The organism is Erwinia artemisiae (assembly GCF_051400835.1).
In the GTDB taxonomy this organism is placed as follows: Bacteria; Pseudomonadota; Gammaproteobacteria; order Enterobacterales; family Enterobacteriaceae; genus Erwinia; species Erwinia aeris.
Genome location: NZ_JBLFFM010000001.1, coordinates 117,247 through 130,292, shown reverse-complemented (window position 1 = coordinate 130,292; position 13,046 = coordinate 117,247). Strand labels below are relative to the sequence as shown.

Genomic DNA, 13,046 nt, shown 5'->3' with positions numbered 1-13,046 from the left:
ACTTATGGCGCACCGGGCGGTGCGCCATTTACTTACTCTTCTTCTTCGTCGTCAGCGTGGTGAGCGTCGTGGTAGTTAGCCCGCTCGCGCGCCTCGTCTTCATCCTCTTCATCTTCATCGTCAAAACGAACGGCAATCATCTCGCCCGTGTGCGTTTCGCGAATTTCAGCCGCCACCAGCTGGATAGCCTGTCCGCTGCTCATGCCGTCGGCCATCAGCTCCTGGATACGCTCCACTGCCTGCTGTTGCTGCTCAAGCGACAGCGCCGGTAAACCACTAATCATAATTGCTCCTGTTTCAGTCGCGGGAATTATTCCACGCGTAACAAACAGATGCCAGCAGCAGAAAAATATGTCAGGCTTGCTGCCTGTTTTAGTTCTAATCTGCCTTAATCATGCCACCTGTTTATTATCCTCTGGAGTATACGCCCGAATCGCTCGGGGATCTGTTTACTGTTGTCGCCCATCAGCCCTGGGCGATGCTGCTGGACTCCGGCTTTGCGGAACACAGCGACAATCGCTTCGATATTATGGTCGCCGACCCCGTCGCCACGCTGACCACCTGCGGCGGTCTGACCTGCGTAGTACGTGACGGCCTGGTGACGGAAAGCGAACAGGATCCGCTCGTTCTGCTGCATCAGACGTTGCAGGAGAGCAATTTGCAGGCGGCTGAAAGCAGCGACTACCCTTTTCAGGGCGGCGCGCTGGGGCTGTTCGGCTACGATCTGGGGCGGCGGTTCGAGAAGCTGCCGCAGCGGGCGAAGCCGGATTTAACCACGCCGGATATGGCCGTGGGCATTTACGACTGGGCGGTGATTGCCGATCACCATCGCCAGACCCTGACGCTGATCACGCATGGCGACGCCGCGCAACGGCTGCGCTGGCTCGATGAACAAACGCCGCAGGTGCCCGAGCCTTTTCGCCTGACCAGCGCCTGGGCTTCCAATATGAGTCGTGAAGCCTACGGCGAGAAGTTCCGTCAGGTGCAGGCGTGGCTGCGCAGCGGCGACTGCTATCAAATCAATCTGGCCCAGCGCTTTCAGGCCAGCTACAGCGGCGATGAATGGCAGGCATACAGATCGCTGACCCGCCAGAACCGCGCGCCCTTCAGCGCCTTTCTTCGCCTGCCGGACAGCGCCATCTTAAGCCTTTCGCCCGAACGCTTTCTGCATATGGCGGCGGGCGAAATCGAAACCCGCCCAATTAAGGGCACGCTGCCGCGCCTGAGCGATCCCCAGGCCGATCGCCGTCAGGCGGAGAAGCTGGCGCAGTCGCCTAAGGATCGGGCGGAAAACCTGATGATTGTCGACCTGCTGCGCAACGATATTGGCCGCGTAGCCGTACCCGGCACGGTAAAAGTGCCGGAGCTGTTTGTCGTAGAGCCTTTCCCGGCGGTGCATCATCTGGTCAGTACCATTACCGGCACGCTGAAACCCGGGCTTACGGCCTGCGATCTGCTGCGCGCCTGTTTCCCTGGCGGATCTATCACCGGTGCGCCTAAAGTACGGGCAATGGCTATTATCGATGAGCTTGAACCGCACCGCCGCAACGCCTGGTGCGGCAGCATCGGTTATCTCAGCGTCTGCGGCCGCATGGATACCAGCATCACCATCCGCACCCTGACGGCGGAAAAGGGCCAGCTTTACTGTACCGCTGGCGGCGGTATCGTGGCCGACAGCGACGAGCAGTCGGAATATCAGGAAACGTTCGATAAGGTAAACCGCATTCTTCCCTGTCTGGAGCACTATCATGCCTGACGCGTCACCGGCGCTGGAGCGTTTTATCACCCGTTTTCAGCTACAGCGGCCCGAGCCTGCCGTGCCTCAGCTGCCCACGCGCCAGGCGGCGGTGCTGGTGCCGATTATTAACCGTCCGCGTCCTGCGCTGCTGCTGACCCGACGCGCCGCCACGCTACGCAAGCATGCCGGGCAGGTCGCCTTCCCCGGCGGGATGCGGGATAATGAAGATCGGTCACTGATTTACACCGCGCTGCGCGAAGCGCAGGAAGAGGTCGCTATTCCGCCTGAAAGCGTAAAGGTGATCGGCGTGCTGCCACCCGTGACCAGCAGCACCGGTTTTCAGGTTACGCCGGTAGTAGGCATTCTGCCTGATAATCTTGCCTGGCACGCCAATGAAGCGGAGGTGGAATCGGTTTTTGAGATGCCGCTTCAGGAAGCACTCCGGCTGGGGCGCTATGCACCGCTGGATATCCAGCGCCACGGCATAACACACCGGATCTGGCTTTCCTGGTTTGACGACTATTTTATCTGGGGCATGACTGCGGGCATTATCCGCCAGCTCAGCCTGCAGGTAACAGAGTAGCGGTTTCGCACAAAATAGCGTCGCTTGCCCGCTTTGCCAGAGCTTTACAGCAAAACGGCAAAGAAATTCCCTCTTTTAGTTTGCCTTACCCCTTCACAATTAGCGTAAATCCTTTATATTGCAGCGCAAAAGACCGGCCCCGAATCATAGCGGGCCGGTTTTTGTTTGCCTTAGTTCAGGTCAGGCAGAAAAAAGCAGCGGACGCCAGTGTGATGCAGCCCGCAATAACTTTTCTGTCTGCAGAAGATTAGTTTATTTCATGCGACTATCGTTCACATGATGATTACCATTAAATATTATCCAGCGATTAACTGCGGACCCGGGAGCAGAATGTGATTAGCGTTTTCGACATGTTTAAGATCGGCATAGGCCCATCCAGTTCCCATACGGTGGGGCCGATGAAAGCCGGCAAACAGTTTGTTGACGATCTGGTCAGCCTGGGCAAATTAACCGATGTGACGCGCATCGCCGTCGACGTTTACGGTTCGCTTTCTCTGACCGGTAAAGGGCACCACACCGATATCGCGATTATTATGGGCCTGTCGGGCGCCTCGCCGGAAAGTGTGGATATCGACGGCATTCCGGCCTTTATTCGTGATGTAGAGGCGCGACAGCGTCTGCTGCTGGCCGGCGGCGCGCACGAAGTCGATTTTCCACGCGAAGGCGGCATGGTGTTTCGCAGCGATAATCTCTCCCTGCATGAAAACGGTATGCGCATTCATGCCTTCTCGGGCGACGAGCTGATTTACAGCAAAACCTACTATTCCATCGGCGGCGGCTTTATCGTCGATGAAGAGCATTTCGGCCAGTCCACGCTGAACGAAGTGTCGGTGCCCTATCCGTTCAACTCAGCGAAAGAGATGCTGGCCCACTGTCATGAAACCGGCCTGTCGCTTTCCGGTATGGTGATGAAGAACGAACTGGCGCTGCACAGCCGGGCGGAGATCGAACACTATTTCGCGGACGTCTGGCAGAGCATGCGCGACTGTATCGATCGCGGCCTGAATACCGAAGGCGTTCTGCCTGGCCCGCTGCGCGTACCGCGCCGCGCCGCCGCGCTGCGCCGTTTGCTGGTTTCCTCCGACAAACTTTCCAGCGATCCTATGAACGTGATCGACTGGGTAAACATGTTTGCGCTGGCCGTTAACGAAGAGAACGCGGCGGGCGGCCGGGTGGTGACGGCCCCAACCAACGGCGCCTGCGGCATCGTGCCGGCCGTGCTGGCCTATTACGATCACTTTATCGCTTCGGTCAGTCCCGATATTTTTATCCGCTATTTTATGGCGGCGGGCGCTGTCGGCATCCTGTACAAGATGAACGCCTCGATTTCCGGCGCGGAAGTGGGCTGCCAGGGCGAGGTCGGCGTGGCCTGTTCAATGGCGGCGGCGGGTCTGGCCGAGCTGCTGGGCGCCAGCCCGGAGCAGGTTTGCGTGGCGGCGGAAATCGGCATGGAGCACAACCTGGGCCTGACCTGCGATCCGGTTGCGGGTCAGGTGCAGGTTCCCTGCATCGAACGTAACGCCATTGCTTCGGTAAAAGCGATTAACTCCGCGCGCATGGCGATGCGGCGTACCAGCGAGGCACGCGTTTCGCTGGATAAAGTGATCGAAACGATGTATGAAACCGGCAAGGATATGAACGCCAAATACCGTGAAACTTCCCGCGGCGGCCTGGCGATAAAAGTACAGTGTGACTGATTTTCCGCCAGCGCCTTCTGCGGCGCTGGCGCTTTCCTTTTCCCTCTATTTCTGCTGTTGGCAACCCGCTGTTTAACCCCGTTTTTCATTTCTCAGGACTAAACTTAATCTTACTTTTGCCGATAACAGGCTGGTTCGCGTTTCGCTTTAAGGATGGTCATTAATGCAAGTGTCACAGGAAGCCACTGGGGCGTTTCGCCGCAGACGCTTGTTAATTGCTGTGGTAGTCGCCGCGCTGGTGCTTATCCTTACCCTGGCTTTACGCTTTATCGTCGAAAAAAATCATATCGAAAAGCTGTCGCACACTTTTGCCAGCAAAGCGATCCAGCGTTTCGATCGCCTTTTTTCGCCGCTTGACGTGGCGGCTAATAATACGCAGGGGCTGGTGGGCCTGCCGTGCGATCAGGTTCGTTTTCCGCTGGTAGAAAAGCTGGCCTCGCTGCAAACCGTGCGATCAATTATCCTGGTCGATCGGGACAATATGTACTGTTCCAGCATTTATGGCAGTACCAATCTTGCCTTCAGCGCCACCTATCCCGAACTGGCCGTAAACAATCAGCGAATGTTGCTAAGCACCGACGATCATCTGCTTAAGGGATCACCGGTACTGCTGCTGTGGACGCCGCTGGAAGCAGGCAACAGGGCCGGGATCCTGCAACTCGTTAATATCGAGCTGATGAGCAACTACCTGCTTGAGCCTGAGTTGCCGTGGGTGGAACGCGTTATTTTCAACGTAGGCGAACACAGCCTGGAATACGGCAATCCCCTGATAGAAAAAGCGCTGCCGTCCGAGGATGAAGTCAGCTATCAGGACGCCTCGCTGCGCTATCCTTTTTCCGTCACGCTGTATGGGCCGGCGCCCGCCAGGCTGGCGCTGCTGGCGCTGCCTGAACAGCTGCCGCTGGCGCTGCTGCTGAGCCTGCTGTCCGGCTACATTGTCTGGCTGGCGACCGCGAACCGCATGAGCCTTGCCTGGCAGATCAGCTACGGCATTAACGCGCGTGAATTTATGGTGTACTGCCAGCCGCTGATTAACGCCCGCAGCGGCGAATGCGAAGGCATCGAGCTGCTGCTGCGCTGGCATAACGACCGCCAGGGCTGGGTATCGCCGGATCTTTTTATTCCGCTGGCCGAGCGGCATAATTTAATCGCGCCGCTGACGCGTTATGTGTTAACCGAGGTGGTCAGCCAGCTGCCGCTGCTGCCGGCCCGTTCCGATTTCCATATTGCCATCAACGTCGCTTCCAGCCATTTTCATGACCGGCAAATCGTGACGGATTTGAAGCAGCTCTGGTGGCCGGCGAACCCGGCTCCGCAGCTGATTGTGGAACTGACCGAGCGCGATGCGCTGCCGGAGGTTGACCAGCGCGTGGTGGCTCAGCTGCGCCAGAACGGCGTGAAGCTGGCGATTGACGATTTCGGCACCGGCCACAGTTCGCTCTCCTATCTGAAAACGCTTAGCCCGGACGTGCTGAAAATCGATAAGGTTTTTACCGCGGCGATAGGGACAGACGCGATTAACGCGACCGTTACGGATATGGTGATTTCCCTGGCGCAGCGGCTGAATATCAGCCTGGTTGCGGAAGGCGTGGAAACGGCGGCTCAGGCGGCCTACCTGCGTGAGAAAGGCGTGGATGTGTTGCAGGGATATCTGTTTGCCCGACCGATGCCGCTGGAAAGTTTCCCTCAGTGGCTTAGCGAACATCAGCCGCCCGGCGGCGGCTGATGTTTCGTCAGGTTTAGCCTTCTTCCACCGGGGCTTTTTCCCGCGTCACGCGGACCAGATCAATACGATAGTCGGTAGCAGAGACAATCTGGAAGGCGAACGGCGGCAGTGCTATTACCTCGCCCGCCTGGGGCAGCTGGCCTTTCTGGGCAATCAGCAGTCCCGCCAGCGAAGCATGATCGTCTGCCGGCTTTACCAGCATCTGGGTATCCAGCAGCTGCTGCAAAGAATGCAGATCGGTGCCGCCCTTCACCAGCCAGCCTTCGCCATCAGCGACGATATCAGGCGTTTCATCCTCATCCGGGAACTCGCCCGCAATCGCCTCCAGCACGTCCAGCGGCGTTATCAGACCCTGCACCACGCCGAACTCATTGCTTACCACCACAAAGCTGCCCCTGGCGCGACGCAGCACGCCCAGCAGATTGATCGGATCCAGCGTTTCCGGCACGATCACCGGCGGCATAGCGGCAGCGTAGGTGGCAACATCAATGCCCTGCTCCAGGGCCACCAGCAGCTCTTTTGCCCGCACGACGCCGACAATCTCATCCAGCTCTCCCCGGCAGACGGGGAACAGGCTGTGCGGCGTATCCAGCAGCTGCACGCGGATTTCATCCGCCGGACGCTCGGCGTTGACCCAGGAAATATCGCCGCGCGGCGTCATAATGCTGCGTACCGAGCGCGAGGCCAGCGTCAGCACGCCGTTAATCATATAGCGCTCTTCATCTTTAAAGGTTTCCTGCGGCATCAGCTTGAGGGTTTCGCTCTCCTGTTCGCCGTTATCCGTATGGCCGCCGCGTCGTCCCCCCATAAGCCGCTGAATAGCTTCGGCGGTACGCTCACGCATCGGTCTTTTGGACTGATGGCGAAGAAAATTCACCCGCGCGATCTGATTAAACAGCTCGATCAGAATAGAGAAGCCGATAGCCGCGTAGAGGTAGCCTTTTGGAATATGGAAGCCAAAGCCTTCCGCCACCAGGCTAAGCCCGATCATCAACAGGAAGCTGAGGCAGAGCACCACGACTGTAGGATGCGCGTTGACAAACCGGGTCAGCGGTTTTGAGGCCAGCAGCATCACGCCCATCGCGATCACCACCGCCGTCATCATAATCGCCAGGTTGTTGACCATGCCAACGGCAGTGATTACCGCATCCAGCGAGAAGACGGCATCCAGCACCACAATCTGGATAACCACGGACCAAAAGCTGGCATAGCCCTTAGCGCCTCCGCCGATGTGCTCACGGTTTTCCAGCCTTTCATGCAGCTCCATCGTCGCTTTGAACAGCAGAAAGAAACCGCCGACCAGCAGGATCAGATCGCGCCCCGAAAAGCTGAAATCCGCGACGCTGAACAACGGACGCGTCAGGGTCACCATCCAGGAGATCAGAGAAAGCAGACCCAGGCGCATAATCAGCGCCAGAGACAGGCCTATCAGACGGGCTTTATCACGCTGCTTTGGTGGCAGCTTATCGGCCAGGATGGCGATAAAAACCAGGTTATCTATTCCCAACACGATTTCAAGGACGACCAGCGTCAGCAGACCGGCCCAGATTGACGGGTCTAAGAGAAATTCCATGACAGGCTCCGAACAGAGATAGGGGAAAAAGAAACTGGCAACACCATCGCGCAGCTTATGGCTGGAGACAAGGAAAGATAAGCGCCATCAAAAGGCAAAGTCAGAGTGGCCGCGTAGGCCGGTGGCTTAGTTAAACAACTTCGGTGACGATCCATAGGGAGGGCGCAGGCCCGTGGCTCCTGTAAAAATTAAGGAGTTCTACTGTAAACAGCGCACGGGACAACGTCAAAATATTTGCTTACATTTACAGAAGACCGTTCTGTAACAAACGGCCCTGCTCCGCTATTCGCCAGAAGAAGGCGCCTCTGCCTGCTGCGCAGCCTCAGGCTTTTCCTTTTGCCACAGGCGCAGCGTAAAGTCCGTTTCAACCTCAAACGACGGCGTGGTAGCCAGCACGCCCCAGACTTCAGGACGGGCGCGCCATGCAAAAGGCGTCATCTGCAAGAGTGCGGCGGACGTCTCACTGTTAAGGCTCATTAAATAATTAAGCGAATGCTGCTCTACCAGCGTAAAGCCCGGCAACGCTTCGGGCGTTTCATCATGCAGGCGTGCTTCCTGATAGATTAGCTCTTTGAACTGCAGCAGGTGACGCGGCCCCGGCGTAACGGTCAGGACGTAGCCGTGGGGCTTTACTACCCGCGCCAGCTCCTCCGCCTTGCAGGGCGCATAGATACGCAGCACGGCATCAAACTGTTCGCTGGCAAACGGCAGCCGGTGGCTGGACGCCACGCAAAAACGAACGTTGCGATAGCGTTTAGCGCCAGCACGCACCGCGACTCTGGATACATCCAGCGCGTGGACTTCCGCCTCGCCGTTTTTTTGCAGCATATCGGCCACCGCGTGGGTGTAATAGCCTTCGCCACAGCCAATATCGAGCACGCTGGCGTTTTCGGGCGGCAGGATGCGCTGGAAAATATCGCAGACGCTGGACTGGAGAGGCTGATAGTGCCCGGCATCCAGAAATTCACGTCGCGCCTGCATCATCTCGGCGCTGTCGCCCGGCTGCTTAGATCGCTTGTGCTGCACCGGCAGCAGATTGACGTAGCCCTCTTTTGCCCGATCGAACTGATGCCGGTTTTCACATCGCCAGCCGGAAGCATCGGGCAGCAAGGGATGATGGCAAAGCGGGCAAAGATAAGACATAACAACTCTCCGGTAACGTTAAGAGCGGCAGTTTACCGGAAATATGCAGGCCAGGGCAGGTTTTCATGGCCGGAAAGGAAAAAGCCCCGCCGATACCGGCAGGGCTTTATTATTCTGATGCTTGCCTGAACCGTCGCGCGGGCAACGGCAAGATCGAAAATTAGATAGCGGTGACGTTCACAGCAGCAGGGCCTTTCTGGCCGTCCTGAATTTCGAACTCAACGTTCTGGCCTTCAGCCAGAGTTTTGAAGCCATTGCCCTGGATAGCAGAGAAGTGTACGAACACGTCTTTGCTGCCGTCTGCAGGGGTAATGAAGCCAAAACCTTTAGACTCGTTGAACCACTTAACCTGACCTTTAATCTTTGCCATTTTGCAAATTCCTTAGAGTGTTAATTCGCCCGGGGGCGTGACGTACAGAAAAATCAGAGACACAACTGCATGAGGCATAAATTAAGGCTCGGCAAGGAAGCGGTATTCAACGTAACGTCTTTACTCAGAACTTCTTTACTGAAGATGCCATACATAAACAGAACTGTACCCCGTTTTACCAAAAGCGTTATCACATATTCGATTATTAATGGCAAGTCATTTTTATAAGGTCGTCGGACTGTCGCACATATTTGAAACGTCTGCGGCACTTATTGCACATCAACAAAGGAATTATTGAACGTCGCCAGAGTAAAACCGAATGGCACAGGCCCGTCGGTCATGCAATTTTCTAAGCACATCTTAGCCTGCCGCTGCGGCCAAGTCTACGGCTTCTCGCTGCGCTCCGGGCGATTTTCCATCTGGCTTATTGCAGAAATATGACATTGCTTACTCAAAAATCTTCATTTAAAGATGGCTCCGCGCCACGCAAAATTAGAATGGCATTGGGGTATCAAAAGGAGCATATGGTTCATATTTAAATTTAAACTGCACCAAAATCAGGAAAATGTATTTCTCCCTGCCCCATTTAAATGCAGCCCCCTTCCCGCTTAATTGCCATTAGTACCATCAATCTATTTGGATTAACCGGCATTGATATCAGCGCGTACGCATTTTAAATTCTCTCACCAGGATTAATCTTAATTTATATTTTTAAGGGGCATCCTCGCGCCAATTTTCCACGCGCTGAAACGTCGCTCGTCCAGCTTTGCTGTCTGCATCTTTTCGCTCAGCACGCGCGGCGGCTCATCCAGCGATTCGTCCGCCAGTTCAAATACGCCCCAATGAATGGGGATGGTGACGGGCTGGCCCAGCGCCTGGTGAAGCGAAATGGCCTCATCCGGATCCATATGCTGTCCGCGCATAAACCACTGCGGCGCATAAGCGCCCGTTGGCAAAGCAGCCAGGTTGAAAGGCCCCAGCCTGCGCGGGATCTCCAGCAGGCTTTCGGAATAGCCGCTGTCGCCGCTGAACCAGAAATTTACGCCCTGACTCTTCACTACCCAACCGCACCATAAAGAGCGGTTGCGATCCCAGGGCGTACGCATACTCCAGTGACGCGCCGGAACGGCAAAGATCTGCATTTCGCGATCGGTGACGCTTTCCCACCAGTCCAGCTGCGTGACCTTTTTCGCCCCGCGTTTTTTAAACCAGGGCGCCAGCCCCAGCGGCACCACAAAATGCACGTCCGGAAAATGACGCAGGATCAGTTTGATGGTAGGCCAGTCAAGATGGTCGTAATGGCTGTGCGAAATCAGTACGCGATCCAACGCGGGCAGGTCTTCGACTTTCAGCGCGGCAGGCGTTTTGCGCTGCGGCCCGTAAAATTGGAGCGGCGACGCGCGCGACGCCAGCGCGGGATCGATCAGCGTGTATTTGCCCGAGGTGCGCAGCAGCAGGCAGGCATGGCCCAGCCACCAGACGGCATCCTCCTCGCCGCTTAAATCGGCAGGCTGCCACCACTGACGAATAAACGCATCGTAGCCCTGCGCCGGTGGAAAAGGCAGCCCCTGCGCCTTGCGCTCTTTGCGCCAGCGCTGTAAATCACCGGGCTGGCGGAGATCCTGTTCAGGGTTACGGAAGCCTTCCGGCGTGTGGTGCGCTTTTTGCGGATCGTACCAGGGGTTTTGCCAGGCCATGCGGTGCTCCTTGTGCCGGAGCGATTAGCGCTCCGGAATTAAACGAATAAAATCAGTCTCATTGTTATCTTCAGCCGGCACCTGCCGCGCGCCGACAAGCTTTATCAGCAGCTGGTTCTGCCGTTTCTGCTCGTCAAGCAGCGCCTCCAGCAGGCGGATCTGTTCATTAGCTCTGACGCTGGCGCGAGTGATAAAAAACCAGGCGACCAGCCCGACAAGCATAATGCCGATAAGCAAACCGGCTCCCGCCGCGCCGTTGGCGACCTCGTTTAACATACCTATACTCCTGATGTTACATATAATTATAATGAGCCGAATTTTACCTGCTCATCAACGAATTGATAGCGCGCTGATGGAAATTTAGGAACCTTCGCGCAGGCTTTATGGCGGCACTGCTGTATGCTGACAATGTTTTGCGTATCTGCTCACAATGTACTGGCGTCGGCGACTACGGGAAAGGCCGACGCATAAAGGAGAAAGCATGAAATTTTTTGTTCGTCTTGTTGGCCTGCTGGTCTTGATTTGGCTGGCTCTGCTGGTCACCGGCTATGGCGTACTGGCCGGAAGCCATAAGAATGTCGCAGGGATGGGGCTGCAATGCCAGTATCTTACCGCTCGCGGCATGACTACCGCCCAGTATCTGCACAGCGACAGCGGCATTGTCGGCGTCACCGACTGCCCTTTGCTGAAAAAAAGCAGTGAAGTGATCGATAACTGAAACCGCGACGGGCCGAGCGCTGTCGGCCCGTCGGTTCAGAACGGATAGTCCCGATAGCCCATCTGTTCCGATATCAGCCTGCCCGCACGGTGCAGCATCGCAACATAGTTGCCCTTCTCTTCTTCCGTAAAACGGATGGTCGGGAAGGAGATGCTCAGTCCGGCAATCACCACGCCAAAGCGATCGAATATCGGCACGGCAATGCAGCGCAATCCCTCTTCCTGTTCTTCGTTATCTTCGCCAAAGCCCTGTGCGCGTACCCGTTCCAGCTGGGTTATCAGCGCGTCCGTAGACGTAAGCGTGCGGGAGGTATTCTTCTGAAAGCTGACCTCTGCCAGGATGCTTTTCACCTCTTCCGGATCGCGCCAGGCCAGCAGCACTTTACCAATAGCGGTGCTGTAAAGCGGATTGCGTCGACCAATGCGCGAGTACATGCGCAGATTGTAAAGCGAGTCGATTTTGTGAATATAAACAATACTGTCTTCTTCCAGCGCGCCCAGGTGGATCGTCTCGCGGGTGAGGCGGGAAAGTTCGCGCATCTGGATATCGGCGCTGCGTATCAGATCGACATTCTGTAACGCCTTTGCGCCCAGCTCAAACAGCTTCAGGGTCAGGCTATATTTTTCCGTGTCGCCTTCCTGCGCAACGTAGCCCAGCGACTTCATGGTCTGTAAAAAACGATAAACGGTGCTTTTCGACATCATCACCCGCTGTGACAGCTCGGTAATGCCGTGCGCTCGCTCTTCGCCTAACGCCTGTAAAATGCCAAACACTTTCAGTACGGAAGAGACCGAATCGGGCTGTTTATCCACCTCATCCTTCGCCATAACGCTTTTGCCTTATTGTTTTATAAAAAATGGAACACTATTCCCAGTATACTTTTTGCCGCAGCGGCAGCGCAACGCTAACCTGTCGGCAGCACAGACACATTTGCTGATGGTTCAGCGCGCTGAATAAATGGCAAGGACTGATAAGTAAGAGAATTATCATAGTCACCATCACGACTATTTTCCTGTAAGCCGTAACCCCTTCCCTCGTATGGCCCGCCCGTTCCGCAGCGCTATGACGCAATGTTAGCTATCGCAACGGGTATTACGTCGCGGTGCTATCACCGACGTCAGGCTACCGACGATAGTCCCTTTTCTTTAGCCCAACCCGGCAGCGCCTGGCAAAACTGATGTTAAAGAAGATAGTCCGCATCGAAACAAAATTTTGATTGATGTCACACTTTGTTGTCATAGAGCAAAAAACCCAGTGTCAACTTGTGTCAACTTTGTTCGCATAGATAAAAAACTTTGCGTTCTGACTTTAACAGGAAACACCAGGATGAAACTTTCAACCATCGCTGTGCTGGTAATCGCTGCGACTACTTCTATCAATGCTGCACAGGCAGACCAATTTTCCGCAGCTAACTCAGCCTTAGGTGACGCGATAGCTGACAATGCCATGCATCAGGACGCAGGCACACAGCAGCGTGTTCATGACGCTTATTCACGGGCCAAACTTGCCGCCGCTGATGAATCTGGCGAGGCAATCAGCCATAGTCAGCCTGCAGCAATTACCGCTACTACCAGCGCGCTCAGCGAGGCTGATGGTAAGGCTCTGTCACAAATGAACATACAGCGCACCCGTCAGCAAGTTGTTGCAGGTGGTGTTGCAGAGGTTAATGCTCAGATGCAGGCTACTGCACAGCTTCAGGGAGAAGCCCTTACCAGAATGAACACACAGCGCACCCGTCAGCAAGTTGTTGCAGGTGGTGTTGCAGAGGTTAATGCTCAGATGCAGGCTACTGCACAGCTTC

14 protein-coding genes are annotated in these 13,046 nt (G+C 55.8%); 6 read left to right on the top strand and 8 right to left on the bottom strand.

From position 1 onward, the window contains the following. Window positions 1-32: 32 nt before the first annotated feature. Complete coding sequence (locus ACMGEE_RS00625; protein ID WP_253460853.1) at window positions 33-284, bottom strand: YoaH family protein; 252 nt, start codon at window positions 282-284, stop codon at window positions 33-35. Between the two features lie 110 nt (window positions 285-394). Between ACMGEE_RS00625 and pabB the strand changes: the two genes are divergently transcribed. The 4 genes from pabB to ACMGEE_RS00605 all read left to right on the top strand — a co-directional run bounded on the left by pabB (window position 395) and on the right by ACMGEE_RS00605 (window position 5,744). Next, on the top strand, window positions 395-1,756 hold the full coding sequence (gene pabB / locus ACMGEE_RS00620; RefSeq protein WP_436829470.1) for an aminodeoxychorismate synthase component 1: 1,362 nt from the start codon (window positions 395-397) through the stop codon (window positions 1,754-1,756). Continuing rightward, entirely contained in the window at window positions 1,749-2,321 is a 573-nt protein-coding gene (locus ACMGEE_RS00615; protein ID WP_253460847.1) for a CoA pyrophosphatase, read from the top strand. The genes pabB and ACMGEE_RS00615 overlap by 8 nt, the downstream gene beginning before the upstream one ends. Window positions 2,322-2,653: 332 nt before the next feature. Then, window positions 2,654-4,018, top strand: a complete 1,365-nt coding sequence (gene sdaA, locus ACMGEE_RS00610; protein WP_253460844.1) for an L-serine ammonia-lyase — start codon at window positions 2,654-2,656, stop codon at window positions 4,016-4,018. Window positions 4,019-4,181: 163 nt separating this feature from the next. After that, entirely contained in the window at window positions 4,182-5,744 is a 1,563-nt protein-coding gene (locus tag ACMGEE_RS00605) for a cyclic di-3',5'-guanosine monophosphate phosphodiesterase PdeD (RefSeq protein ID WP_253460841.1), read from the top strand. A gap of 13 nt (window positions 5,745-5,757) precedes the next feature. Here ACMGEE_RS00605 and ACMGEE_RS00600 read toward each other — a convergent pair whose 3' ends face one another. From ACMGEE_RS00600 to ACMGEE_RS00575, 6 genes are all read right to left on the bottom strand, one after another. Further along, window positions 5,758-7,317 (bottom strand): TerC family protein, encoded by a 1,560-nt coding sequence (locus tag ACMGEE_RS00600; RefSeq protein WP_301252794.1) that lies wholly within the window; start codon window positions 7,315-7,317, stop codon window positions 5,758-5,760. Window positions 7,318-7,599: 282 nt separating this feature from the next. Next, window positions 7,600-8,460 carry a 23S rRNA (guanine(745)-N(1))-methyltransferase gene (rlmA, locus tag ACMGEE_RS00595; protein WP_301252796.1) on the bottom strand — a complete coding sequence of 287 codons (861 nt, stop codon included), beginning with the start codon at window positions 8,458-8,460 and terminating at the stop codon, window positions 7,600-7,602. A gap of 160 nt (window positions 8,461-8,620) precedes the next feature. Beyond that, the gene (gene cspE / locus ACMGEE_RS00590) at window positions 8,621-8,830 is read right to left on the bottom strand and encodes a transcription antiterminator/RNA stability regulator CspE (RefSeq protein WP_001062678.1); all 210 of its coding nucleotides are present in this window, start codon (window positions 8,828-8,830) and stop codon (window positions 8,621-8,623) included. 53 nt (window positions 8,831-8,883) lie between these two features. Beyond that, a complete protein-coding gene (locus ACMGEE_RS00585; protein WP_253461303.1) occupies window positions 8,884-8,985 on the bottom strand; it encodes a DUF2627 domain-containing protein in 102 nt (33 codons plus the stop codon). A 543-nt stretch (window positions 8,986-9,528) separates the two neighbouring features. Next, the gene (locus ACMGEE_RS00580; RefSeq protein ID WP_436829469.1) at window positions 9,529-10,527 is read right to left on the bottom strand and encodes an MBL fold metallo-hydrolase; all 999 of its coding nucleotides are present in this window, start codon (window positions 10,525-10,527) and stop codon (window positions 9,529-9,531) included. A 24-nt stretch (window positions 10,528-10,551) separates the two neighbouring features. Continuing rightward, entirely contained in the window at window positions 10,552-10,803 is a 252-nt protein-coding gene (locus tag ACMGEE_RS00575) for a YebO family protein (RefSeq protein WP_253460829.1), read from the bottom strand. A gap of 205 nt (window positions 10,804-11,008) precedes the next feature. Here ACMGEE_RS00575 and ACMGEE_RS00570 point away from each other — a divergent pair, with 205 nt between their 5' ends. Beyond that, window positions 11,009-11,245, top strand: a complete 237-nt coding sequence (locus ACMGEE_RS00570; protein WP_369894576.1) for a YobH family protein — start codon at window positions 11,009-11,011, stop codon at window positions 11,243-11,245. Between the two features lie 35 nt (window positions 11,246-11,280). On the opposite strand, the gene kdgR is transcribed toward ACMGEE_RS00570, so the two are convergent. Continuing rightward, window positions 11,281-12,072 (bottom strand): DNA-binding transcriptional regulator KdgR, encoded by a 792-nt coding sequence (gene kdgR / locus ACMGEE_RS00565; RefSeq protein ID WP_253460823.1) that lies wholly within the window; start codon window positions 12,070-12,072, stop codon window positions 11,281-11,283. Between the two features lie 499 nt (window positions 12,073-12,571). Here kdgR and ACMGEE_RS00560 point away from each other — a divergent pair. Continuing rightward, window positions 12,572-13,046: hypothetical protein (locus ACMGEE_RS00560; protein WP_436829468.1), on the top strand; the 475-nt coding region annotated here is incomplete at its 3' end.

Coding starts and splice junctions, on each gene's coding strand:
- ACMGEE_RS00625 (WP_253460853.1), bottom strand. CDS start 284: ATGATTAGTGGTTTACCGGCGCTGTCGCTTGAGCAGCAACAGCAGGCA.
- pabB (WP_436829470.1), top strand. CDS start 395: ATGCCACCTGTTTATTATCCTCTGGAGTATACGCCCGAATCGCTCGGG.
- ACMGEE_RS00615 (WP_253460847.1), top strand. CDS start 1,749: ATGCCTGACGCGTCACCGGCGCTGGAGCGTTTTATCACCCGTTTTCAG.
- ACMGEE_RS00605 (WP_253460841.1), top strand. CDS start 4,182: ATGCAAGTGTCACAGGAAGCCACTGGGGCGTTTCGCCGCAGACGCTTG.
- ACMGEE_RS00600 (WP_301252794.1), bottom strand. CDS start 7,317: ATGGAATTTCTCTTAGACCCGTCAATCTGGGCCGGTCTGCTGACGCTG.
- rlmA (WP_301252796.1), bottom strand. CDS start 8,460: ATGTCTTATCTTTGCCCGCTTTGCCATCATCCCTTGCTGCCCGATGCT.
- cspE (WP_001062678.1), bottom strand. CDS start 8,830: ATGGCAAAGATTAAAGGTCAGGTTAAGTGGTTCAACGAGTCTAAAGGT.
- ACMGEE_RS00585 (WP_253461303.1), bottom strand. CDS start 8,985: ATGTATGGCATCTTCAGTAAAGAAGTTCTGAGTAAAGACGTTACGTTG.
- ACMGEE_RS00580 (WP_436829469.1), bottom strand. CDS start 10,527: ATGGCCTGGCAAAACCCCTGGTACGATCCGCAAAAAGCGCACCACACG.
- ACMGEE_RS00575 (WP_253460829.1), bottom strand. CDS start 10,803: ATGTTAAACGAGGTCGCCAACGGCGCGGCGGGAGCCGGTTTGCTTATC.
- ACMGEE_RS00570 (WP_369894576.1), top strand. CDS start 11,009: ATGAAATTTTTTGTTCGTCTTGTTGGCCTGCTGGTCTTGATTTGGCTG.
- kdgR (WP_253460823.1), bottom strand. CDS start 12,072: ATGGCGAAGGATGAGGTGGATAAACAGCCCGATTCGGTCTCTTCCGTA.